Raw genomic sequence first — 23,121 nt, forward strand, 5'->3', positions numbered from 1 at the left:
ATAGCGCGCCCGGAGCGGGAACAGAACGCGAATTCGAACCTTCTCGGGCCGCCCGCTAGCGGCCTGTGCCGGCCTGCTGCCAGTCGGCAACCAGCTGTGGTTCGAGCCGGAAGATGATGTCGCCTTCCTCGTCCGGGATCACGATCGTATCGCTTTGCGGGGTCACCTTGGGCAGTCCCTGCTTGAAAGTGTAGCGAACGATGTCCTCGCGCAGAAATGCACCGATCTGCTGGCCGGTGATGGTGGTTCCGTCACCCAGTTTCACGGCGCCTGCAAGCACATCGATGAGCCGCTGGGTGAAACGGCTTTCGGCCGGCACTTCCTCGTTCTCCGACCCGGCCGTGATGACACGCCGTACCGGGTTTGTGTGCAGATGCACCGACCACCCGTCCTTCTTCTCTTCGCCGCTGCGCGATTCGATCATCTTGATCGCGGCGCCGGAAAAGCAGCTGTCGAACAGCCAGAGCACATGCTTGGCTTCCATGATCTCTGACCATTCCTCGATGCGCCGCAGATTGAGCGCCGTGTTCACGAACGGGCCGAGCGGCGACGTTGAGGGCGCGTCGCGCGGCACGAACCAGGCGACCTTGTTGCCGTAGCGTTCCGTGGTCACGCCGTGTCCGGCCATGTAGATGAAAAGCCGTGCATTGGGCTTGACGCCGTTCCTGTTCACGAACGATTCCAGTGCCTCCTCGAGCTCGGCGCTGTCGGGATCGAGAACCTGCTCCACTTCGAAGCCGTGGACGGTTTCCAGCACCTCGGCCAGCCGCTCGATTTCCCCTTTCACGGAAGGCAGGTCGCGCCAGGCCTGCCTGCCGTCGCCGATCTGGTCATAATCGCTCTGTCCGATGAGCAGGGCATAGCTGCCATCTTCATAGGTCGGTACGAGGCGGCCCGAATCCGCGCGATAGAGCGCTGTTGCGGCGCGCGACTTCGGGTCCGTTTCGGGTTCGTCCTGCGGCGGCCCGGGGTTGATGACGAACCGCACGCTCATGGCGTCGTGCATCTCCGGCACCTGCCTTCCGGCGGTCAGGTCGATCACCTCGTTGCGCAGCGCGCGAAACATCTCCGAATGGTCGAGCCCCGGTGTCGCCACGGCTTTCGATACCGCTTGTGCAAAGGGGCTGTATTGTGCGCCGGGGTTCGCGCCGTCGAGCGCCTGCTGTCCCGTCGAGGCCGAGTAGATGATCAGGCTGTTGAGCTCCGGTGTCTTGACCGGCGCCAGTGCGGCAAGTTGCAGGCTGCCGCGTGAATCCGACGCGACGAAGGGGTCGTCGCGGCTGGAATCGTAGAAGAAAAGGTTGATGCCGGCCGTGTTGGCTTCCACCAGGTCTTCCTGGTTCGGTTCGACCGCGATGCCTTCGCCGGTCAGCTTGCTGCGCTCGGGCGTGTTTTCGAAGTCGACGCCGATCATGAAGCTCTTGCCATCTATCTGCGCGCCCTGGCCGGCATAATAGACAAGCGAGACGGCACGGCCCGCACGCTCCAGCTTTGCCCGGTGGCCGGCGATTGCTTCGCCGATCTCCTCGGTGGTCAGGTCGAGCAGGATCTGCGTTTCGTAGCCGAGGTCGAAGAGCGTCTGCGCGATCAGGCGCGTGTCGTTCTTGGTGTTCGAGACCGGGTTGAGATTGCGGTAATCCCCGATGCCGATCAGCAAAGCGTATTTGCGCTGCGGAACGGCATAAGGCTCTGTTTGCGCTTCGCCGGCAGGCTGCGCGGCTTTGTCGTCGTGAACCTCGGTGCCGGCGGCAGCGTCCGCCGGAGCTGCCTCAATGACGAGAGTGGCCTGTGCAGCGCCAAGCCAGAGCCCGGTCCAGAAAAACACCCAGAATGCGATCCGCGCCATCTGCAGTCTCCGCCCGGCAGCACTCTAGCGCCGCCTTGGGGGCAAAGTTAAGGCCGCTTGTCGGCGCTCAAAGGCGTCCTGTGGCTGCCTTCCTGCGCCCCTGTCTTTTCACCGGCTCGCGCGGCGGGCCTTTCGCGGCCGTGCGGCGCAGTGCGGCTCCGGCCCGTACCATATAGTCGCGTGTGATCGGCAGGGTGTCGTTGCGCCTGGTCAGCTGTAACTGGAACACCACGAGGTCGTGCCACCGGAACGATGCCTCGGACGCCGCGAGATAAAACTCCCACATGCGCGCGAAACGCTCGTCGTAGATTTCGACGGCGCGGCTGCGGTTGGCCAGAAAGCGCTCGCGCCAGTGTTTCAGCGTTTCTGCATAGTGCAGCCGCAGCACCTCCACATCCGTCACCACAAGCCCGGCATTTTCGATCGCCGGCAGCATTTCCGACATCGCCGGAATGTAACCGCCCGGAAATATGTGCTTGCGGATGAAGGCGCTTGTTGCCGACGGCGGGCCGCTGCGGCCGATCGTGTGCAGAAGCATCGTTCCATTCGGCTTCAGCAGCGTGGCGGTGCGCTCGAAGAAGGTGCGGTAGTGATTGACGCCGACATGCTCGAACATGCCGACCGAGACGATCCGGTCGAAGCGCTCCGACAGCCTGCGGTAATCGCGCAGTTCGAAATGAACCTGGTTCTCCAAGCCTTCCTGGCGCGCCCGCTCCGTCGCTGCCGCGTGCTGCTCGGTCGACAGGGTGACGCCCAGCACCTCGGCATCGAACCGCCGCCCGAGATAGAGGCCCAGCCCGCCCCATCCCGATCCGATGTCGAGCAGCGAAAGACCGGGCTTCATGTCGAGTTTGGCTGCGATATGGCGCTTCTTGGCCTCCTGCGCCTCCTCCAGCGTCATGCCGGGCTGCTCGAAATAGGCACAGGAATACTGCATGTCGGCATCCAGGAAGAGCCGGTACATCTCGCCCGAAAGATCATAGTGCCGGTGCACGTTTTCGCGCGCCCGCGCCAGCGTATTGAACTGCTGGAAGCGGCGAAGCATCACCCGCCAGCCTTCGATCATGCGCGTAAAGAGAGGGTTCGAGCCCTTGCGGCCGGTGTTCTCGAGCGCAATCCGCAGGAAGCCGAGAATGTCGCCCTCCAGCACCTCGAACGTGCCGTCCATGAAAGCTTCGGGCATCGCCAGCATCGGGTCGAGCGCGATGGCGCGTGCCGCTGCCGGTGTGCGAATGGCGATGTGAATATGTTCGCCCGTGCCGTCGCCGAAGCGTGTGACGGTTCCATCCGGTTCGGTGAGTGTCAACGAGCCGGTTCTGAAAATGCGACTTGCGATCGTAGTCAGCAGCGACATGGCGACAACACCCGCTTGCATCACACGTTTGCAGGCCGGCATTATGACTCAAGTTGCCGTTTTCGTGAAGCTTTTCGGTGCCGGTGGCCTAATGGCTGCTGACAGAAAAAAGGCCCGGACGATGCCGGGCCTCTTCGAAATGTCTCAGGCGTGGTCGCCGCTCAGGACTTCTCTTCCTCGTCCGAGCCTTCCTCGGCCGCGGCCTCTGCGCCTTCCTCGGCTTCGCCGGCGTCTTCATCCTCGAATTCCGCATCGGGATCGAAGAAGTTTTCCGGCTGTGCGTTTTCGTTGACGTCTTCGCCATAGATCGCCTCGGCGCTGGTCAACGTCTCGCCGCGTGCCTGGCGCTCGGCCTCGTCGGTGGAGCGGGCGATGTTGAGCGTGATCGTGACGTCGACTTCCGGGTGCAGCGCGAGCGCCACATTGATCAGGCCGATTGCCTTGATCGGCTGGTTCAGCTCGACCTGGTTGCGGGCAACCGAGAAGCCTTCTCCGGTCAGGATGTCGGCGATGTCGCGCGTCGACACCGAACCGTAGAGCTGGCCGGTTTCGCCGGCGGCACGCACCACCACGAAGGTCTTGCCGTCGAGCTTGTCTGCAACGGACTGTGCTTCTGTCCTGCGCTCGAGATCGCGTGCTTCGAGCTGCACACGCTGGCCTTCGAATTTCTTGCGGTTGGCGTCGTTGGCGCGCAGCGCCTTGCCCTGCGGCAGAAGGAAGTTGCGGGCAAACCCGTCCTTCACCTTCACCTCTTCGCCCATCTGGCCGAGCCGGGCGATGCGCTCGAGAAGAATGACCTGCATCGTCTTTGTCCTGTTCTGGCGCCGGGCGGAGCCGGGCGCGGTTGAATTCGAACGAACAGGAAGCGGCGCGCCTGTGGCGCTCTGGTATCGCTGTCCTGCCCGCCGGGCAGTTAGAAGCGAGCCCTTTGGGCCGGCCTCAACTCGGAGTTTTGCCGCTTCCGAAGCGGTATTTCCGTCTGCCGCCTCAATGCGCGCTGGGCGAGGGCGGCAGACGATGTTTCCGGTTCGCGGCTAGCGGCCGCGAGGCCTTACTTCACCACGTAGGGCAGAAGGCCGAGGAAGCGGGCGCGCTTGATCGCCTTGGCGAGTTCGCGCTGCTTCTTCTGGCTGACCGCGGTGATGCGCGACGGCACGATCTTGCCGCGCTCAGAAATGTAGCGCTGCAGGAGCTTGACGTCCTTGTAGTCGATCCGCGGCGCGTTGGCACCGGAGAACGGGCAGGTCTTGCGGCGGCGGTGAAACGGGCGCCGTGTCGGGATCTGGTTGATATCGACCATTATTCGGCGCTCCCTTCATTGTCGCGCGGACGGCGCGGACGGTCGTCGCGGCTGCCGCGGTCTTCGCGCGGGCCCCGGTCGCGGTCGCCGCGGTCACGGCGGTCGCGGTCGTCGCGCTTCTGCATCATTGCCGACGGGCCTTCCTCATGTGCGTCGACCTTGATGGTCATGTAACGCAGCACGTCTTCGGAAATGCTCATCTGGCGCTCGACTTCCTTCACCGCTTCCGGCGGGCAGTCGAGGTCCATGAGGGTGAAATAGGCCTTCCGGTTCTTTTTGATGCGGAAGGTGAGGGACTTCACGCCCCAGTTTTCGATCCGGCCGATGGAGCCGCCCTTTTCTTCGATCACGCCCTTGTACTGTTCCACAAGCGCGTCGACCTGCTGAGGCGACAAATCCTGTCGGGCCAGAAACACATGCTCATAAAGTGCCATTGTCTCTTGCCTTTCTTCATCTTCCCACCGGCGCCGACGGCTAAGCCTCCAGACCTTTCGTGAGCCCGGAGCCGGGCGAAGAAAGGCTGTTTGAGACGGTCGAGAGCGGAGACACGGGAGGCCGAAGTGCCTTATCGCCTTCTGCGGTCATCACCGTGAGGTCATGACCGGCCCTCCGTTCAGCCCCCAATCGGACCGATGGAAGCGCGGCGTATAGGGGAAAAGGGCTGGCAAGGCAAGGGGCGGCGGGCCTGGCATTAGTCGGCCGCATCTACCACCTCACCGAGCATCTTACTGTTCGCGATATTTTGCGACCTCAAAGGGGATTGTGATGAAATAGCGTAGGAAAGCTTCCGTAAAACCGCGCATTGGGGCCAAGTCTTCTTTTGTAACGCCTTCTGGTTCGTGAGCGCCATCATTTCCGATTAGTCGTATCTGGTCGGCCCATTCTTTCATCGCAGGCGGAATAAGACCCTTTTCAGCAAGCTTGGCGATCCGGGGCGCTAAGTTTCCCTTTATCTCTGGGTGCTTTTCCCGAATAGCAATGTCGATTGAACGCCGGTAAAGCATTGCAGCCGCGTCCTCGCCGTCTTCAGCCTTGAAATTTCTCTCGGCCGACCGGAATGCCTTCTTTACGGGCTCGCTAAGATGACCGGGTGTGCCTGAAACCTCGTTCGGTGTCCTAACTACTATTGAGGCAAGAGATCCCGATTCAATTGAATAATCTTTGGCAATCGCGGAAGAAAATTCCTGAATAAAGAACTGATATTGCTCATGTTTGCCATATTTGTTCGACGTGATTTTCGCCGAGACAGGGCCTATACAATTTCCGCATGTGGCAAAAACGTTCGCGAATGGCGCCTGCCGGTTCTTTTCAACGAACTCTGGCGGTGCCGTATACCAACCGACTATTTTCATTGACATTTTAACCGCGCCGCAGTGCGGGCAGGTGAATGTTAGGGTCGCCATAGCCGCCTGCCGTATTCATTAGATTTCATCCGCTTTCTCTGACTGAAATCGAACAGCTATGCTATACATACAGTTGATATACACGCCTAAGGCACGCCAAATTGCCCGCACGGCGAGCTTTCCGACATCTCCGAGATGATCTCGACCGCGATTTCCCTGCCCAACACGAGCTGCGTGACCGAATTCACGATGCGCCCTCAGCACTCGCCTTATGTTTGAGGCGCAGCGGATAAGGCGCATCGCCGCCGGGTTGGCCCTTGCGGCCGTCGCAGGCCCGGCGTTCGCTGCCGAACCCATCGTTTTCACGCACAAGAACTGGTCGGATTTGCGCGGCATCCTGAATGTCTTCGACGCGTTTAGGCAGGCTTGTCTGAACCAGCCGGTGACGCAGGCACTGCCGGAAGAGCTTCGTCCCGAGGGCTACCGGATCGTCCCGTCCGGGCTGCATGCGCTTGGCTTCGACAACGGCAAGCCGCCAACAGCGGTGGTCTTGTCTGTGACGGGTGACGAGGAGAAGGATTTCGAGCAGGGTGAGCCTTTCGTCCATCTCGGCTTTCCGACCGACAGCGTTCCGAACGGCGAATGCCGGGCCGCGTGGAAGCGGGCGTGGGACTATGACGAGGGCGTTCAGGGGGTGATGACCGCTACCGCCGCCGTGTTCGACAGCTGGATGTCGTTCTACCTCAAGGCCGTGCGCGTCTCGCGGCCCGATGACAGCTTCACCGCATCAAAGGTCTACAGCAATGTTAGCGAATGGGCGGTGCCGTGCTTTGGCGGAACATGGTGCCGCGCCAGCGTGCTTCTCGACCAGCGGCTCGACGAGGGCATCTATCTGACGATCAGCCGCGGCGACCCGCCGGCCGCACCGGGCGGCGGTTAGAGGCGGCATCATCTGAACATCAGCACCGGTATCTTGCAGCGGCGCACGAGTTCGGTCGTTGTCGAGCCGATCACGAGCGCACGGATGCGCGAATGGCCGTAGGCGCCCATGACCAGCAGGCCGACGCCGCTTTCCTCCACATGGGCGCCGATCGCCTCTTCCGGTTCGCCGGCAGACAGGACGGAGGTCACCTCGAAGCCGGCTTCGGCCAGCAGCGCGACCGGCGCGGCGAGCCGCGACCGGTTTTCTGGCGTATCCGCGCCAACCGAAAGCACCGTGCATTTCAGCCCCTTCAGCAGCGGGCTTGAAACCAGATAATCCACAGCCCGCTTGGCGCTGGCGCCGCCATCATATGCGATGAGAAAATGCCGCGCCGGTTCGTGGGCGCGTGCCGCCACCAGCACCGGCTTTTTCGAAGCGCGCACCACACGCTCCAGATTCGATCCCAGATGCAGCCGCGCGAAATCCGCCGCTTCGCCGCGCTTGCCGATGACGACGATTTCGGCCTCGGCCTCGAGATCGCCCAGCGCATCCAGAAGGTCGCCATTGCGCAGTTTGGTGTTCACCTCAATGCCCGTGGCGGCGGCCTCGGCGCGTGCACCGTCGAGAATGGCCCGGCCCTTCTGCTGCGCCAGCCGGCCGTGCTCTTCGTCCAGATCGGCCATCTTTTTAAGCAGTGTGGTGCGCGCATTCGCGTCCAGCTGGCCGCTGAGGTCGAAATTGCCGGCGATGCGCCGCCCGAGCACATGCGCGACCTCGACCGGAAGCGACAGGCGCCCGGCCGCCCACGCCGCGATACCCGTCACGCTTTTGGAGTAGATCGAGCCGTCGACGAGCGCGAGTATCTTGGTCATCGGAACTCTCCTTAGTGTCCAAGCAGCGCGTCTGCGCCGCCCGGTTTGTCGTGCAGCGCCAGCTTGTCGACCAGTGTCGCGCTCGCCTCGTTCATGCCGATAAGCTCAACCTCGGTGCCTTCGCGGCGGAATTTCAGCATCACCGTATCGATCGCGCCCACGCCCGTGAGATCCCAGATATGCGAACGGCTGACATCGATGGTGACGCGCGCAACCGCTTCCTTGAAATCGAATGCGCGCACGAATTCTTCCGCCGAGGCAAAAAAGATCTGGCCGGTCACGTGATAGGCGCGGGCCTCTCCGTCATCGGAAAGGGTGGAGGACACGCGGAAGATCTGCGCCACCTTGGACGCAAAGAACAGGCCGGACAGAAGCACGCCCACCAGAACGCCAAGCGCCAGATTGTGTGTGGCCACGACAACGATCACCGTTGCCACCATCACGGTGGAGGACCGGCGCGGATGTTCGCGCAGGTTTTTGATCGACGACCATGAGAAGGTGCCGATCGAAACCATGATCATGATGGCGACGAGTGCGGCCATCGGGATCACCGAAACCCAGTCGCCCAGCACGACGATGAGGAACAGAAGCAGCGCACCGGCCGTGAAGCAGGAAAGGCGCCCGCGGCCCCCGGATTTCACGTTGATCACCGACTGGCCGATCATCGCGCAGCCTGCCATGCCGCCCAGAAAGCCGGTCACCAGATTGGCGCTGCCTTGTCCGATACACTCACGGTTGCGGTCGCTGCCGGTGTCGGTCAGCTCATCCACGATCGACGCGGTCATCAGCGATTCCAGCAGGCCGACTACCGCCACAGCTGCCGAATAGGGCAGCACGATCAGCAGTGTCTCCAGCGTCATCGGCACATCCGGCAGCAGGAACACGGGCAACGTGGAAGGCAATTCGCCCATGTCGCCGACAGTGCGCAGATCGTCCATGTCGAACCAAAGCGCGACTGCCGTCAGCACGATGATGCAGACCAGTGGCGAAGGCACCGCCTTGGTGACGTAGGGAAACAGGTAGATGATGGCGAGCCCGGCCGCGACCATGACATAGGTCAGCGCCGGCACGCCGATGAGCTCCGGCACCTGCGCCATGAAGATCAGGATCGCCAGCGCATTGACGAAGCCGGTGATCACGGAGCGCGATACGAAGCGCATCAGGTCGCCGAGCCGCGCCAGCCCCGCAACGATCTGCAGCACGCCGGCCAGAATGGTCGCCACCAGCAGATATTGCAGCCCGTGGTCGCGCACGAGCGACACCATCAGCACCGCCGTTGCGGCGGTGGCGGCCGAAATCATGCCTGGCCTGCCGCCGGTGAAGGCAATAATCACGGCAATCGAAAACGAGGCGTAGAGGCCGACTTTGGGGTCCACGCCGGCAATGATCGAAAAGGCGATGGCTTCGGGAATGAGGGCGAGGGCAACAACCGTGCCCGCCAGAAGGTCGCCGCGAATATTGCCGAACCATTCGCGGCGGTAGGCGGAAAGCGAAGTCATGAAATTCCAGATGCTGATAACCGCTGCGATCGGTCGATCTGGCGATGAGCGTCGCCTGTTGCGGTGATTGTCCGGCGGGTCGGCGGCCGGAAAAGCCACCCGGATTTTCACCGGGTCCGGTCGAATGGCGCCTTCTTAGGCAAGCTTATGCCGCACTGCAACATCAGACCGGGCACTTTGTCCTGTCAGCCCCGCCCCAGCTCCCCGGCCAGAAAGTCGAACACGATCCTGACCCGCCGGCTGGTGTGCAGCTCGCGATGCGCAGTGAGCCAGACCGGAAACTCCATTGGCGCGAAGTCCGGCAGCACGCGCCTGACCAGCGGCTCTGCGTCGCCGAGCTTTTCGGGCACGATGCCGATCGCCGCGCCGTGGCGGCAAAGCTCCCAGTGAACGAAATGGCTGCCGGTCAGCAGCGGGAAGTTTGCGTGGGTCACCGGCAACCCCTGGCTGTTCAGGCCGTTGACCATCACGTCGGTGGTGTCGAACCCGATGAATTCCGCCCTGGCGAGTTCTTCGGGCCTGGTCGGGTTGCCGATCTTCTTCAGATAATCGGGCGTTGCGTAAAGCCGCCCGCGATCGTCGGCCAGCCTGCGCGCAATCAGGTCGGGCTGGGTCGGGCGGAAGTTGCGGATGGCGATATCGGCCTCGCGCCGCTTCAGGTCGATGGCAGCATTTGAGGCGACGATCTCCACCGTGATACCGGGATATTCCAGGCGCATCCTGGCAACGATCGGCGCCAGCACATATGCGGAGTAGATTTCGCTGGCGGTGATGCAGATCGCGCCTTCGACCGACTGAGTTTGTCCGGATGCGGCAAGCGACATGCGCCCGGCGGCTTCGCCCATGGCGCGCACATGGTCGAGCAGTTCCAGCCCCGACGGCGTCAGCACGAGCCCGCGCCCCGCACGCTCGAAAAGCACCACGCCGAGCTCTTCTTCCAGCGCGTCGACTTGCCGTCCGAGCGTCGGCTGCGCCATTCCAAGGGCACGGGCTGCGGCCGACAGCGAGCCTTCCTCCGCCGTCACGAGGAAGGTGCGTGCGCGGTTCCAGTCGAACTTGATCGAGCGCCAATCCATGCGAAAACGCATATCAGAGCAAGGGCATTGGTCAATTCCTCATGCATCAGTGCATGGCTATATCGCCGTCAACAACGCCCGGCCGACAGGCCAGATGGACAAGGAACAAACCGATGAAAGCTGCATGGCACGACAGATATGGCCCCGCCGACGTTCTGGAAATTCGCGAAGTCGCGCGGCCGGAACCGAAAGACGACGAAATCCTGGTGCAGGTGTTCGCCACAACGGTAACCACCGCCGACTGGCGTTTCCGCGCTTCGAATTTCCCGAAAGTCCTGTGGCTGGCGGGCCGCGCGATGGCTGGCCTGTTCAGGCCGAAAAATAATGTGCTGGGATCGGAATTCGCCGGCCGCGTCGTCGCCAAGGGCAAGGATGTGACGAAGTTCAAGGGCGGCGACGAGGTGTTCGGGTTCTCCGGCGCTTGGGGCGCGCACGCCGAATATGTCGTTGTGTCGCAAGATGGCCCGGTGGTCCGCAAACCGGCTGCTGTCGGTTATGACGAGGCCGCCGCGACACCCTTCGGCGCCAACACCGCACTTACCTTTCTGCGCGACTTCGCTCAGGTCCGGCCCGGCCAGAAGGTGCTGATCGCCGGTGCGTCCGGCGGTGTCGGCGTATGGGCGGTGCAGATAGCCAAACACCTTGGCGCAGAGGTGTCAGCGGTAACGAGCACCGGCAATGTCGAACTGGTCACCTCGCTCGGCGCCGACCGCGTGATCGACTACAAACGCGACAATTACTGGGAAACCGGCGAAACCTGGGACGTGATCTTCGATACCGCCGGCACAACCAGATTCGCCGAGGCAAAGCGCGCGCTGACGCCCAAGGGCCTCTTCCTTCCGGCTGAATTCCAGGGCCGCGAGATGCTGCAGGCGCTGCGCGCGCTTATCTTGGGCGGCAAGCGGATCATGCTGCGCGTGTCGGGTGACAGCCAGGAAGATTTGCAGACGATCGCCGACCTGCTGGACGAGGGCGAAATCCGCGCGGTGATCGACAGCCACTACCCGCTGGAGCGTATCGCCGATGCGCATCGCCGCGTCGAAAGCCGCCACAAGCGCGGTTCTGTGGTTGTCACCGTCGCACCGCAGGCACTGCCGGTCGGGAAGGCGGCTTAAGCTCGGCAGGTTATCCTCGGGCTTGTCCCGAGGATATGCCGGGCGTCCGTCCTCAGGCCGTGAAAGCAATAGCGCTGCCACATTCCCTGTGGCACAATTGGCGCATGGATATTGACGACAAGATTTCCGACGACCTGAGCCGGCGGCTTGACGCGCTTGCAAGCCGCTCGACCTTGACCCGCGGCCAGATTATCGAGGACGCGCTGGCGCATGGCCGCTCGCTCGCCTGGCAGGAAAAATGGATCGCGGGCGTTCAGGCCGGCATCGATCAGGCTGACCGCGGTGAATTTGCGTCGGACGAGCAGATCGCTTCTGTCCTCGGCAAATACGGTCAAGTCTGACCTTTCGTGCGGCTGCGCTGGACGAAGCTTTATCTCAGCGAATTGCGGTCAATTGCTGATTACATCGCGCAGCACAATCCGCGCGCGGCGGCTCGCGTCGTCAACGAAATCCACACCAAAACAGAACGCCTTCTGTCCACGAATCCATTCATTGGCCGGCGGGGTGAAATCGAAGGCACCCGCGAACTCGTCATTCCAGGTACCCCATACATCGTTGCCTACCGCGTGCTCGATGAGCAGATAGACGTTCTGTTTGTCCAGCATGGAGCTCGCGAATGGCCCGACGAGGCTTGAAGCCTAGCTCTTCACCTTCCAGCCGGTCTTGAAGATCCACCACACGGCGGTCAGGCACACGACGAGAAAGAAGCTGATCGCCGCCAGGCTGACGCCGACACTGACATCGGCGATCTCATAGAAGCTCCAGCGAAAGCCGCTGACCAGATAGAGCACCGGATTGAAGTGGATGATCGTCTGCCAGATGCCGGGCAGCATTTCGACCGAATAGAACGTCCCACCGAGGAAGATCAGCGGCATCACGATGAGCATCGGGATCAACTGCAGCTTCTCGAAATTGTCGGCCCATATGCCGATGATGAAACCGAACAGCGAGAACGTCACGCCGGTCAGCACCAGGAAGGTGAACATCCATATCGGATGCGCGATCTGAAGCGGCACAAACAGCGTCGATGTGCCCAGGATCAGCAGCGCCAGAATAATCGATTTCGTGGTTGCCGCACCCACGTAACCGAGCACGATCTCGACATAGGAGAGGGGTGCCGACAGAAGTTCGTAGATCGTGCCCATGAATTTCGGGAAATAGATGCCGAACGAGCCGACCGAGATGCCTTGCGTGATCATGGTCAGCATGATTAGCCCCGGCACAATGAAGGAGCCGTAGCTGATGCCGTTGACCTCTTCGATGCGCGACCCGATCGCGGTTCCGAACACCACGAAATAGAGCGCCGTGGAAACCACCGGCGAGACAATACTCTGCCAGATGGTGCGCCACCACCTGGCCATCTCGAATTTGTAGATGGCCTTGATTGCATGCCAGTTCATTCGCCGTCCCTCACCAGATTGACGAAAATGTCTTCGAGCGAGCTTTGTTTGGTCGAAAGGTCGCGCACGCCGATGCCGGCTCCAGAAAGCTCCGACAGCAACTTGCTGATACCGGTGCGCTCGGCGGCCGTGTCATAGCGGTAAACCAGCGTGTTTCCTCCATCCTCCAGGGTAAGGTCGAAACCGTTCAGCCCCGAAGGCAATTCGGCCAGTGCCTCGCGCAGATTGAGCGTCAGTATCTTCTCGCCCATCTTGCGCATCAGCTCGGTCTTTTCTTCGACCAGGAGTAGCTTGCCCTTGCTGATCACGCCGACCCGGTCGGCGATGTGTTCCGCTTCCTCGATATAGTGCGTTGTCAGGATCACCGTGACGCCGGTATCGCGCAGCCTGCCGATCAGCTCCCACATGCTCTTGCGCAGCTCTACGTCCACGCCGGCGGTCGGCTCATCGAGAAACAGGATACGAGGTTCATGCGCAAGCGCCTTGGCAATCATCACCCGGCGCTTCATGCCGCCCGATAGTGTGATGATCTTGTCCTTGCGTTTGTCCCACAGCGAGAGGTCCTTGAGGATCTGCTCCACAAGCGCTGTATTGCGCGGTTTGCCGAACAGTCCGCGCGAAAAATTGACCGTCGCCTGCACACTCTCGAACGCTTCGACATGCAGTTCCTGCGGCACAAGGCCGATCAGGCTGCGCGCGGCGCGGAAGTCGGAAATGATGTCGTGTCCGCCCACGCTCACCGAGCCCGAACTCGGATTTACCAGCCCGCATACGATCGATATCAGCGTCGTTTTGCCGGCGCCGTTCGGCCCCAGAAGCGCGAGGATCTCGCCTTCCTTGACGTCCAGGCTGACAGTGTCGAGCGCCTTCAGCCCGCCCGGATAAGTTTTGGTAAGTTCGGAAATAGAGATGACCGGCTTCATGAGCGATGCCCGAAATGGATTGGCGGAAATCGGATGAATAGTTGTTGGGGCGATATAGTTGCGTGGCCAACTGCATAACAGCTCAATCCGTTTGGTCCAGCTAGCCATACTGACAGCCTTGTGTCAGGAGCTGCGATGCACTTGACGCCGGCGTCGGCCTGCGCCACCACGCTCAGAAATTTCGGAGGTCGGAATGAGCATCGCTTTCACTTTCCCGGGGCAGGGCAGCCAGGCGGTCGGCATGGGCAAGGCTCTGGCCGACGCTTCTGCCGCCGCCCGCGCAGTATTTGCCGAGGTCGACGACGCTCTGGGCCAGAATCTCTCCGCTTTGATGCGGGACGGGCCGGAAGACGAATTGACACTCACCGCCAATGCACAGCCGGCGCTGATGGCCGTCTCCCTTGCGGCCCTCAGGGCCATGGAGGAGCGCGGCTTCTCGCTCAAGGACAAGGTATCCTATGTGGCGGGCCATTCGCTGGGCGAATATTCCGCACTGTGCGCTGCAGGCATGTTTTCGCTGGCCGACACCGCACGGCTTCTGCGCATCCGCGGCAACGCCATGCAGGCGGCGGTGCCGGTGGGCGAGGGCGCAATGGCGGCCATCATCGGGCTTGAGCAGGGCGACGTCGAGGCCGCTTGCGCGGTTGCCGGCTGTCAGATCGCCAACGACAATGGCGGCGGCCAGCTCGTCATATCCGGTGCCAAGGGCCCGGTTGAGGAGGCAGCGCGCATCTGCACTGAAAAGGGCGCCAAGCGTGCATTGATGCTGCCCGTATCGGCACCCTTCCACTCATCGCTGATGGCACCGGCGGCGGACGCGATGCGCGAGGCGCTGGCAGGTGTTCAAAAGAACGTACCGGTGGTGCCGGTCATCTCCAACGTTTCGGTTTCGCCGTCGTCCGATGCTGAAGATATCGCTGCCAAGCTGGTGCAGCAGGTGACCGGGCAGGTCCGCTGGCGCGAGACCGTCGAATGGTTCGGCGCCAACGGTGTGACCACACTCTACGAGGTTGGTTCCGGCAAGGTGCTGTCCGGCCTCGCGCGGCGAATCAACCGCGACCTCGCAACCGCCAATGTCGGCTCGCCGGAAGACGTGGATGCCGCGCTTACGGTGCTCTGATTGTACGAGCGCTCCCCTGGTAAGGGAGTGCTCCTTTCCGATTTGGGAGACAGAACATGCTTGATCTCACCGGCCGCAAGGCCCTCGTTACCGGCGCAACAGGCGGCATTGGCGATGCGATTGCGCGCTTGCTGCATGCGCAGGGCGCCACCGTCGGCCTGCATGGCACGCGGGTCGAGAAGCTGGAGGCGCTGGCGGGCGAGCTGGGCGATCGGGTCAAGCTGTTCCCCGCCAACCTCTCCGACCGCGATGCCGTGAAGGAGCTGGCGCAGAAAGCCGAGGCCGAACTCGAAGGCGTGGATATTCTGATCAACAATGCCGGCATAACCAAGGACGGCCTGTTCGTACGCATGTCTGACGCCGACTGGGACGCGGTGATCGAGGTCAATCTGACCGCCGTGTTCCGTCTGACGCGCGAACTCACGCACCCGATGATGAAGCGCCGACATGGCCGCATCATCAACATCACCTCGGTCGTGGGGGTCACCGGCAATCCGGGCCAGGCCAACTACTGTGCCTCCAAGGCCGGCATGATCGGTTTCTCCAAATCGCTGGCGCAGGAGATCGCCTCGCGCGGCATTACCGTCAATTGCGTGGCTCCGGGCTTCATCGAATCGGCCATGACCGAAAAGCTCAATGAGAAGCAGTCGGAGGCCATTCTGGGCTCCATCCCGATGAAGCGGATGGGCAGCGGGCCGGAAGTGGCGTCGGCGGTGGCTTTTCTTGCCTCCGACGAAGCCTCTTATATCACCGGCCAGACCATGCATGTGAACGGCGGCATGGCGATGATCTAGGCCTGCGGTTTATCCACCGCCGGGGCCTTGGACAGGGGCGTATTTTTGGTGTAATGCGGCCCCGGAACGGCGCGGAGCGGTGGTTTTGCCCTGTTTCATGCCAGTGGTGAAAACCCGTTGGACAGATCGTGCGGATGCAGGCTCTACTGCGGCAATCGGCGATCTTTCAGCTTGATAAGCGGAACCAGTGCCGCTAACCAACATCGAAAACCGGAGTCGAGGTTCAAAAAATGAGCGATACCGCAGAACGCGTTAAGAAAATTGTTGTCGAGCATCTCGGCGTTGACGCCGACAAGGTCACCGAACAGGCGAGCTTCATCGACGACCTTGGCGCGGACAGTCTCGACACGGTCGAACTCGTCATGGCTTTCGAGGAAGAGTTCGGCGTTGAAATTCCGGACGATGCGGCCGAGACCATCCTCACCGTCGGTGACGCGGTGAAGTATATCGACAAGTCTTCGTCCTAAGCGGCGGCGTTCCGCGTCGTACATTCGCGGAATATCTTCGATGAGACGTGTTGTCGTAACAGGCTTGGGTCTGCTGTCGCCTTTCGGCGTCGGCGTCGAGCATGCATGGAAGCAGCTTCTTGCGGGCAAGAATTCGACGCGCCGAATTGAGGCGTTCGACGTCGAGGACCTGCCCTGCAAGATAGCGAGCTACATCCCGCGTGAGGGCGAGGCTGCCTTCAATCCGGACGACTATCTGGAGCCGAAGGAACAGCGCAAGGTCGCGGATTTCATTACCTATGGCATCGCGGCCGCCGACATGGCGCTGGCCGATTCGGGCTGGGAGCCGAAGACCGACGACGAACGTTTCGCCACCGGCGTGATGATCGGCTCCGGCATTGGTGGCATAGACGGCATTGCCGAAAACGCCATGATCCTGGCCGAGCGCGGCCCGCGCCGCATCAGCCCTTTCTTCATTCCGGGCAACATCATCAATCTGGCCTCCGGGCAAGTGTCGATCCGCCATGGCCTGAAGGGCCCGAACCACGCTGTGGTGACGGCGTGTTCGACCGGTGCGCATGCAATCGGGGATGCCGCGCGTATCGTGGCGCTTGGTGATGCTGACGTGATGGTTGCCGGCGGTACCGAATCGCCGATCACCCGGCTGTCCATTGCCGGCTTCTCCGCCTGCCGCGCACTAGCCACCGCCTTCAACGACACGCCCGAAAAGGCCTCGCGCCCCTATGATCGCGATCGCGACGGTTTCGTCATGGGCGAGGGCGCCGGCGTTGTCGTGCTGGAAGAACTGGAGCACGCCAAGGCGCGCGGCGCCAGGATCTACGGCGAAGTCATCGGCTATGGCATGTCGGGCGACGCTTACCATATCACCGCGCCGTCCGAGGACGGCGAGGGCGCCTATCGTTGCATGACTGCGGCGATCAAGCGGGCCGGCATCATGCCCTCCGATATCGACTACATCAACGCGCACGGCACCTCGACCATGGCCGACACGATCGAGCTCGGTGCGGTCGAGCGCGTGGTCGGCAACGCCGCCTCCAAGATCTCGATGTCGTCCACCAAGTCGTCGGTGGGGCACCTTCTGGGAGCAGCAGGCGCGGCAGAGGCGATCTTCTCGCTGCTTGCAATGCGCGACAATACCGCGCCGGCAACGATCAACCTCGACAATCCATCCGTCGAAACCGAGATCGACCTTGTGCCCAACAAGCCGCGCGAACGCCAGATCGACGTCGCGCTGTCCAACTCGTTCGGGTTCGGCGGCACCAACGCATCGTTGATTTTCAGGCGTTATGACGCATGATGCGGCGCGGCCCCGGCCGCGTCGTCATTTTTGCCACATTCGAAACCAACCTTCGGCGGCATCACGCCTGTTTCCGAAGCAATGGAGCGCACAATCGCGATGAGCGACAATAACGGCAACGCGAGCGCTGTTCCCGGCCGGCCAGACATGCCGTCGGTCATCGTCCCGAAATCCGCCAGCGAATCCCTTCGCCCCGAGGCCGGAACACCCCCGCCGCGGCGCTCGCGCAGGGCGCGCAACCAGTTTGTTGTGTTTCTGAACTTCGTGCTGTCGGTCGTCATCTTCCTGACCCTGGCCGGGGGCGCAGCAATCTATTTCGGCGCCCGCGAGTTCGAAGAGCCCGGCCCGCTGAAAACAACCGACACGGTCCTGGTGCGGCCGAACACGAGCGTGGCCGAAATCGCCACGCAGCTGGAACGCCTCGATATGGTGTCCGACGCGCGTATCTTCCGGCTGGGCGTGCGCGCTTTCGGCAGCGATTCCACGCTCAAGGCCGGCGAATACGAAGTGCGCTCCGGCGCATCCATGCGCGATATCATGGAGCTGATGCAGAGCGGCAAGTCCGTGCAGCATGCGCTGACGATTCCCGAGGGCATGACCGTCTGGCAGGCCTTCAAGCGTATTGCGGCTACCGAGGAACTCACCGGCGTCTTGCCTGCCGAACTGCCGCCGGAAGGCAGCCTTGCAACGGACACGCTGCGCTTTACCCGCGGCATGGAACGCCAGGCGATTGTCGATAAGCTGATGGCCGACCAGCGGGCCCTCGTTCAAGGCATCTGGGAACGCCGCGACCCTGATCTTCCGATCGCGGACATCAATGAATTCGTCACGCTCGCATCCATCGTGGAGAAGGAGACCGGCCGGGCCGACGAGAGGCCGCATGTGGCCTCCGTTTTCGTCAACAGGCTTCGCCGCGGCATGCGGCTCCAGTCCGATCCGACCATTCTCTACGGGCTGTTTGGCGGTCAGGGCAAACCCGAAGACCGTCCGATCTACCGTTCGGATATCGACAAGCCGACTCCCTACAACACCTACACCATTGACGGCCTGCCGCCCGGTCCGATCGCAAATCCGGGCCGCGCCGCTCTGGAAGCGGTCGCCAATCCGTCCGAAACCAAGGACCTTTATTTCGTCGCCGACGGCACAGGCGGGCATGTCTTTGCCGAAACCCTCGACGAGCATAACGCCAACGTTGCCCGTTATCGCGCCTTCCTGCGCGAGCAGGAGCGGGCGGCGGGGTCGGCATCCGGCAATTGATAGTGGCGTTCGCCGCGGTTTTGGCCGTGTCGATGCAGAAATTGCCGCCGGAATCAGTTAGTCTCATGCGGCATTAGGGGCGTGGCGGGATGGCTCTCCAGAGCATGACTGGATTTGCTCGGGCAACGGGCGAGTTTCAGGAAACATCGATTGTGTGGGAACTGCGGTCGGTCAATGGCCGCGGGCTGGATGTCCGCCTGCGCCTGCCGGCGGGCCGCGAGGCGATGGAGCAGGCCATCCGGCAGGCTGTCCAGGCGAGGTTCGCGCGCGGCAATGTCCAGGCGACCCTGTCATTGTCCACTGCCGCCACCGCACTGCGGCCGGTCATCAACGAAACGCTGCTTGCCGAACTCGCAGCTCAGGCCAGGCGCTTGCAGCAGGAGCATGGTATTGAGCCGCCAAGTGCCGACGGTCTGCTGGCGCTGCGCGGTGTCATCGATATTCCCGAAGCCGCGGCTTCCGCCGAGGAGCGCGAGGCACTGGAAGCCGCGATCATCGGCGTCTTGAAAGAGGCGCTGGATGCGTTGGCCGATGCGCGCTCAAGCGAGGGCGACGCCCTGGGCGTGCTGCTGGGCGGCAACATGGATGCCATCGAACGGTTGGCCAAACAGGCCGAGGCGGATCCCTCGCGCGAGCCTGCTGCCATCCGCGTGCGCCTTGCCGAGCAGGTAACCCAGCTCCTGGGTGCGGCGAACCAGTTCGACGAGGCCCGGCTCCACGCCGAGGCAGCGTTCCTGGCCACGAAGGCTGATATCCGCGAGGAGATCGACCGCCTCTTCACCCACGTCGCTTCCGGCCGTGCACTGCTGGCCGCGGGCGGCCCCGCCGGCCGCAAGCTCGAGTTTCTGGCGCAGGAGTTCAACCGGGAAGCAAACACGCTGTGCTCCAAGTCAAACGCCTCCTCTGTCACTGCGATCGGGCTTGAACTCAAGGCCGTGGTCGATCAGTTCCGGGAACAGGTTCAGAACCTCGAATGAATACCGCCAGTGATCTGCCCTCAGCACAAATCCGCCGGCGCGGACTGATGCTGGTTCTTTCATCGCCCTCGGGCGCTGGCAAATCCACGATCGCCCGCAATCTGCTCGACGGCGACAAGGGATTTGAACTCTCGATCAGCTACACCACGCGCCAGAGACGCGGCAGCGAGATCGACGGCGTTCATTATCACTTCGTCACCCAGCGCGAATTCGAGCGCCTGCGCGACGATGACGCGCTTCTGGAGTGGGCGGAAGTCCACGGCAACCTTTATGCGTCCCCCCGTGAGCAGGCAGAGCGCGCGATGTCCTCAGGCCGCGACATGCTTTTCGACATCGACTGGCAAGGGGCCGACCAGCTGCGCGAAAAAATGCCCGCCGACATCGTCTCGGTGTTCATCCTGCCGCCGTCGATGGCCGAACTGAAGTCCAGGCTGCTGCGCAGGGCCGAAGACCAGGAGAAGGTCATCGAACAGCGGCTGTCGAATGCCCGCGCCGAAATCGAGCACTGGCGCAAATACGACTATGTCGTCATCAACGACGACCTGGACCGGGCATTCCATGCGGTGGAGTGCATTGTCGCTGCCGAACGCCTGCGCCGCGACCGCCGCTCCGGCCTGTTCGATTTCGTCAATGGGCTGCTGGCCGAATAGGCACGTTAACCGCGCAAGAGGTTTGCGAGTGCTGCAAACTCTTCCACCGACAGCGTTTCCGCCCGCCGTGTCGGGTCTATGCCGGCAGATGTGAGCAGTGCCTCTCCGCCGAGCGGTTTCAGGCTCTGCCGCAGCATCTTGCGCCGTTGGCCGAAAGCGGCCTGTGTCAGGCGTTCCATGGCTTTCAGCTCGGCGGGTAGCGGCTTTTCCCGCGGCACCAGTCGGACGACGGCAGAAGTGACCTTGGGCGCCGGCGTGAACGCCTGAGGCGGAACATCGAACTGAATGTGTGCTTGCGTACGCCAGCCGGCGAGCACGCCCAGCCGGCCGTAGGCGCCGCTGCCTGGCTCGGCGGCGATGCGCTCCGCAACTTCCTTCTGAAACATCAGTGTCGCCGACTTCCAGAATGGCGGCCAGCTTTCGGTGGCGATCCAGCGTACCAGCAGCTCGGTTCCGATATTGTAGGGCAGGTTTGCCGCAATCCGCACCTCTGCATTGTCAGGTGCCAGCGCGGTGAAGTCGATTTTCAGCGCATCTCCCTCGATGATCTGCAGGCGGCCAGGATAATGCGCTGCGATCTCCTCCAGCGCGGCAATGCAGCGCCGGTCGCGTTCGATCGCAATCACATGTTTCGCGCCGTTGGCGAGCAGCCCGCGCGTCAGGCCGCCGGGGCCGGGGCCGACCTCGATCACCGTCGCGTCGTCCAAGGGCCCAGCCGCACGCGCGATTCTGCCTGTCAGATTGAGATCGAGCAGGAAGTTCTGGCCGAGTTCCTTGCGGGCTCTGAGCTCGTGGCGGGCAATCACCTCGCGCAGCGGCGGCAGGCCGTCGCCGCTCATGTTGCGGTGCCCCGGTTTGCCGCCATTTCCGCGGCCATCTTCAAGGCCGCGATAAGACTGCTCGGCCGGGCGACGCCTTTGCCCGCTATGTCGAACGCGGTGCCGTGATCGGGCGATGTCCTGATGAACGGCAGGCCGAGCGTGACATTGACCGCATCGTCGAAGCCCAGCATCTTGGCCGGTATCAGCGCCTGGTCGTGATACATGCAGATCGCCGCATCGTAGCGCGCTCGCGCTTCGGCATGAAACATCGTGTCGGCGGGCAGGGGCCCGCGAACTGAAATTCCGGCCGCCGCCAACCGCTCAATCGCCGGAACGATGATCGTTTGGTCTTCGCCGCCCAATGCTCCATCCTCGCCCGCATGCGGATTGAGGCCCGAAACCGCCAGTCGAGGCGCGCGGATGCCGAAATCGCGCTGCAGGGCAGCGTGTACGATCTCCACGGTCTCGCCGATCGTTTCCGCCGACAGCAGGCGCGGCACATCGGCCAGCGGCACATGTATGGTCACGGGTACCGTGCGCAGCTCCGGGCCGGCAATCATCATCACCGGCCGCGCAGGGGTTCCGGAAGCGCGCTCGGCAAGATGGCCGAGATATTCCGTGTGGCCGGGATAAGCAAAGCCCGCATCGTAGAGGGGCTTCTTCGCGATGGGGTTGGTCACGACTGCCGCCGCTAGCCCGTCGAGCGTCAGGCCTGCCGCGCGGTCGATGGCTTCGACAATTCCACCGGCATTTCGTTTGTCGGGAATGCCCGGCGTATCGGCAAATCTCGCATTCAGCGGCACGACCGGCAACGCGGCGCCAAACACCGCCACGGCTTCCTCGGGCCTGCATTCCGTGATCGTCACATCGTAGCCGCAGGCACGTGCACGTGCTGCCACCAGCGCCGGGTCGGCGAGCAGGAAGAATGGCGGCACGCCGGCCGGTGTGCGCTGAAGCCACGCCGCAGCGGCGATTTCGGGACCGATACCTGAAGGGTCTCCGCAGGTGAGCGCGAGCGGGCGCTCCCGCGGACGTTCCTGTTTGCTCAGCGTTCTACGATCTGCGCTCGCTTGCGCAGCTCCGCCGTGTAGGTCGCGCCCAGAGCATCCTGCTGGTTGCCGCCCTTCTCCGCCTGTTCCTGCTGGTAGAGCAGTTGTGCAACCTTGTCGTCGGATGCCTGGCGCGTGCTGCAGATTAGCAGGAACTCGACGCCGCGCTCGGTCTCGATCGACGACGTTGCAGTACCGGACTGCGCCGCCTTCACCGGCTTCTCCCATTCGGGCGGAAGCTCCGGCTCCAGCACGCGTCCGAGGTCGCGAATGGAGACATCCAGCATGGTGGCAGCTACGGCACGCGAGGTGTCGCAACTGGTCATTTGCTGGCGCAGCGTCTGGGCTTCGCGCTTGCGGCGGCTCAGGATCGAGCGGCGCTCGCGCTCCGGCACCACAAGTATGACCTGCTGGAGCACATATTCGGTAGTCGACGGCTTCTGGCCGTCCTGCATCATCGCGCGTACGGCATCGTCGATGTTCCGGTTCTCGGCCGAGCTGCGCTGCGAAACGGCCTGTCCCCAGCCCATCTGGGAACGAATGAAGGCCTTGAAGTGTTCCTTGGTCACGCCGGACTGGCCGAGAATGCCATCCATCTGCCGGACGCTCATTCCGTTCGACTTTGCGAAACGCTCATACGCGCTGTCGACCTGCTGGTTGGAAATGCTGATGCGCAGCCGGCGAACCTCCTGGTTCCGCAGCACCTGATCGATCATCTCGTCGGTGGCGATCTGCCGGATGTTGCCGCCGCGCTGCATCAGCCGCAGCATCGCTGTCCGTCGCTGGATGTCGTAGCTCGTGATCGGCTCTTTGTTGACGACATATTTGATCTCGGCCGACTGTACCGGGACGGACATAACAACGAAGCAGGCGGCGACCGTGAGCGCCACCACCGTTGCTCTGGAAAGCAGTCCTTTGAAAATCGTCATGCGTCCTGTCCCATGTCCTCTGCCGGCGGCCAACGCGCCGATGCCCTCCTTGCAGCAATTATAGGGCAAAAACTTGGCTTGAAACGATTGTTTTCGGCCGCAAACTTCCA

At 62.5% G+C, this 23,121-nt stretch carries 25 protein-coding genes and 1 other annotated feature; of the genes, 11 read left to right on the plus strand and 14 right to left on the minus strand.

Features of this window, described 5'->3' with window-relative positions; translation table 11 throughout:
* Positions 1-55: 55 nt before the first annotated feature.
* The 6 genes from EP165_RS16080 to EP165_RS16105 all read right to left on the minus strand — a co-directional run bounded on the left by EP165_RS16080 (position 56) and on the right by EP165_RS16105 (position 5,852).
* Positions 56-1,846 carry a caspase family protein gene (locus tag EP165_RS16080; protein ID WP_127523862.1) on the minus strand — a complete coding sequence of 597 codons (1,791 nt, stop codon included), beginning with the start codon at positions 1,844-1,846 and terminating at the stop codon, positions 56-58.
* Between the two features lie 67 nt (positions 1,847-1,913).
* Positions 1,914-3,200 carry a cyclopropane fatty acid synthase gene (locus EP165_RS16085; protein ID WP_127523863.1) on the minus strand — a complete coding sequence of 429 codons (1,287 nt, stop codon included), beginning with the start codon at positions 3,198-3,200 and terminating at the stop codon, positions 1,914-1,916.
* Between the two features lie 161 nt (positions 3,201-3,361).
* Entirely contained in the window at positions 3,362-4,003 is a 642-nt protein-coding gene (gene rplI / locus EP165_RS16090; RefSeq protein WP_127523864.1) for a 50S ribosomal protein L9, read from the minus strand.
* A 248-nt stretch (positions 4,004-4,251) separates the two neighbouring features.
* On the minus strand, positions 4,252-4,500 hold the full coding sequence (gene rpsR / locus EP165_RS16095) for a 30S ribosomal protein S18 (protein ID WP_127523865.1): 249 nt from the start codon (positions 4,498-4,500) through the stop codon (positions 4,252-4,254).
* Positions 4,500-4,934: a 30S ribosomal protein S6 gene (gene rpsF, locus EP165_RS16100; RefSeq protein WP_127523866.1), complete on the minus strand. Its 435-nt coding sequence runs from the start codon at positions 4,932-4,934 to the stop codon at positions 4,500-4,502. Before rpsF ends, rpsR begins: the two co-directional genes overlap by 1 nt.
* Positions 4,935-5,225: 291 nt before the next feature.
* Positions 5,226-5,852 (minus strand): DUF4145 domain-containing protein, encoded by a 627-nt coding sequence (locus EP165_RS16105; protein ID WP_164743070.1) that lies wholly within the window; start codon positions 5,850-5,852, stop codon positions 5,226-5,228.
* A 262-nt stretch (positions 5,853-6,114) separates the two neighbouring features.
* On the opposite strand from EP165_RS16105, the gene EP165_RS16110 reads away from it, so the two are divergent.
* Positions 6,115-6,783: a hypothetical protein gene (locus tag EP165_RS16110; protein ID WP_127523868.1), complete on the plus strand. Its 669-nt coding sequence runs from the start codon at positions 6,115-6,117 to the stop codon at positions 6,781-6,783.
* 8 nt (positions 6,784-6,791) lie between these two features.
* On the opposite strand, the gene EP165_RS16115 is transcribed toward EP165_RS16110, so the two are convergent.
* The 3 genes from EP165_RS16115 to EP165_RS16125 form a co-directional block, all read right to left on the minus strand.
* On the minus strand, positions 6,792-7,637 hold the full coding sequence (locus EP165_RS16115; protein ID WP_127523869.1) for a universal stress protein: 846 nt from the start codon (positions 7,635-7,637) through the stop codon (positions 6,792-6,794).
* A gap of 11 nt (positions 7,638-7,648) precedes the next feature.
* The gene (locus EP165_RS16120) at positions 7,649-9,136 is read right to left on the minus strand and encodes a SulP family inorganic anion transporter (RefSeq protein WP_127523870.1); all 1,488 of its coding nucleotides are present in this window, start codon (positions 9,134-9,136) and stop codon (positions 7,649-7,651) included.
* Between the two features lie 65 nt (positions 9,137-9,201).
* Positions 9,202-9,257: a sequence feature (sul1 is cis-regulatory element that is thought to sense ions involved in sulfur or methionine metabolism; They are found in Alphaproteobacteria), on the minus strand.
* Between the two features lie 64 nt (positions 9,258-9,321).
* Positions 9,322-10,212 carry a LysR family transcriptional regulator gene (locus EP165_RS16125; RefSeq protein WP_127523871.1) on the minus strand — a complete coding sequence of 297 codons (891 nt, stop codon included), beginning with the start codon at positions 10,210-10,212 and terminating at the stop codon, positions 9,322-9,324.
* Positions 10,213-10,325: 113 nt separating this feature from the next.
* On the opposite strand from EP165_RS16125, the gene EP165_RS16130 reads away from it, so the two are divergent.
* From EP165_RS16130 to EP165_RS16140, 3 genes are all read left to right on the plus strand, one after another.
* Entirely contained in the window at positions 10,326-11,327 is a 1,002-nt protein-coding gene (locus EP165_RS16130; RefSeq protein ID WP_164743071.1) for an NAD(P)-dependent alcohol dehydrogenase, read from the plus strand.
* A gap of 104 nt (positions 11,328-11,431) precedes the next feature.
* Positions 11,432-11,668 (plus strand): CopG family ribbon-helix-helix protein, encoded by a 237-nt coding sequence (locus tag EP165_RS16135; protein WP_127523873.1) that lies wholly within the window; start codon positions 11,432-11,434, stop codon positions 11,666-11,668.
* A gap of 6 nt (positions 11,669-11,674) precedes the next feature.
* On the plus strand, positions 11,675-11,962 hold the full coding sequence (locus EP165_RS16140; protein WP_127523874.1) for a type II toxin-antitoxin system RelE/ParE family toxin: 288 nt from the start codon (positions 11,675-11,677) through the stop codon (positions 11,960-11,962).
* A 3-nt stretch (positions 11,963-11,965) separates the two neighbouring features.
* Here the strand turns inward: EP165_RS16140 and EP165_RS16145 are convergent, their stop codons facing one another.
* Both EP165_RS16145 and EP165_RS16150 read right to left on the minus strand, forming a co-directional pair.
* On the minus strand, positions 11,966-12,727 hold the full coding sequence (locus tag EP165_RS16145) for an ABC transporter permease (protein WP_127523875.1): 762 nt from the start codon (positions 12,725-12,727) through the stop codon (positions 11,966-11,968).
* Positions 12,724-13,650: an ABC transporter ATP-binding protein gene (locus EP165_RS16150; protein ID WP_127523876.1), complete on the minus strand. Its 927-nt coding sequence runs from the start codon at positions 13,648-13,650 to the stop codon at positions 12,724-12,726. The genes EP165_RS16145 and EP165_RS16150 overlap by 4 nt, the downstream gene beginning before the upstream one ends.
* Before the next feature lie 193 nt (positions 13,651-13,843).
* On the opposite strand from EP165_RS16150, the gene fabD reads away from it, so the two are divergent.
* The 7 genes from fabD (at position 13,844) to gmk (ending at position 20,212) form a co-directional block, all read left to right on the plus strand.
* Positions 13,844-14,770, plus strand: coding sequence for an ACP S-malonyltransferase (gene fabD, locus EP165_RS16155; protein ID WP_127523877.1), 927 nt, complete (start codon positions 13,844-13,846; stop codon positions 14,768-14,770).
* Positions 14,771-14,826: 56 nt separating this feature from the next.
* Entirely contained in the window at positions 14,827-15,564 is a 738-nt protein-coding gene (gene fabG / locus EP165_RS16160) for a 3-oxoacyl-[acyl-carrier-protein] reductase (RefSeq protein WP_127523878.1), read from the plus strand.
* A 230-nt stretch (positions 15,565-15,794) separates the two neighbouring features.
* Complete coding sequence (locus EP165_RS16165; RefSeq protein WP_127523879.1) at positions 15,795-16,031, plus strand: acyl carrier protein; 237 nt, start codon at positions 15,795-15,797, stop codon at positions 16,029-16,031.
* 40 nt (positions 16,032-16,071) lie between these two features.
* Entirely contained in the window at positions 16,072-17,328 is a 1,257-nt protein-coding gene (fabF, locus tag EP165_RS16170; protein WP_127523880.1) for a beta-ketoacyl-ACP synthase II, read from the plus strand.
* Between the two features lie 99 nt (positions 17,329-17,427).
* Positions 17,428-18,585 (plus strand): endolytic transglycosylase MltG, encoded by a 1,158-nt coding sequence (mltG, locus tag EP165_RS16175; RefSeq protein WP_127523881.1) that lies wholly within the window; start codon positions 17,428-17,430, stop codon positions 18,583-18,585.
* Between the two features lie 89 nt (positions 18,586-18,674).
* Positions 18,675-19,562, plus strand: a complete 888-nt coding sequence (locus tag EP165_RS16180; protein WP_127523882.1) for a YicC/YloC family endoribonuclease — start codon at positions 18,675-18,677, stop codon at positions 19,560-19,562.
* The gene (gmk, locus tag EP165_RS16185; protein WP_245440183.1) at positions 19,559-20,212 is read left to right on the plus strand and encodes a guanylate kinase; all 654 of its coding nucleotides are present in this window, start codon (positions 19,559-19,561) and stop codon (positions 20,210-20,212) included. The genes EP165_RS16180 and gmk overlap by 4 nt, the downstream gene beginning before the upstream one ends.
* 5 nt (positions 20,213-20,217) lie before the next feature.
* Here gmk and rsmA read toward each other — a convergent pair whose 3' ends face one another.
* Genes rsmA through EP165_RS16200 form a run of 3 tightly spaced genes read right to left on the minus strand, consistent with a single transcriptional unit; the run spans position 20,218 to position 23,011 of the window.
* Positions 20,218-21,051, minus strand: coding sequence for a 16S rRNA (adenine(1518)-N(6)/adenine(1519)-N(6))-dimethyltransferase RsmA (gene rsmA / locus EP165_RS16190; protein ID WP_127523883.1), 834 nt, complete (start codon positions 21,049-21,051; stop codon positions 20,218-20,220).
* Positions 21,048-22,082 (minus strand): 4-hydroxythreonine-4-phosphate dehydrogenase PdxA, encoded by a 1,035-nt coding sequence (pdxA, locus tag EP165_RS16195; RefSeq protein ID WP_127524026.1) that lies wholly within the window; start codon positions 22,080-22,082, stop codon positions 21,048-21,050. The genes rsmA and pdxA overlap by 4 nt, the downstream gene beginning before the upstream one ends.
* Positions 22,079-23,011, minus strand: coding sequence for a peptidylprolyl isomerase (locus EP165_RS16200; RefSeq protein ID WP_127523884.1), 933 nt, complete (start codon positions 23,009-23,011; stop codon positions 22,079-22,081). The genes pdxA and EP165_RS16200 overlap by 4 nt, the downstream gene beginning before the upstream one ends.
* Positions 23,012-23,121: the final 110 nt, after the last annotated feature.

The organism is Mesorhizobium sp. Z1-4, assembly GCF_004000235.1.
Lineage (GTDB): Bacteria > Pseudomonadota > Alphaproteobacteria > Rhizobiales > Rhizobiaceae > RCIO01.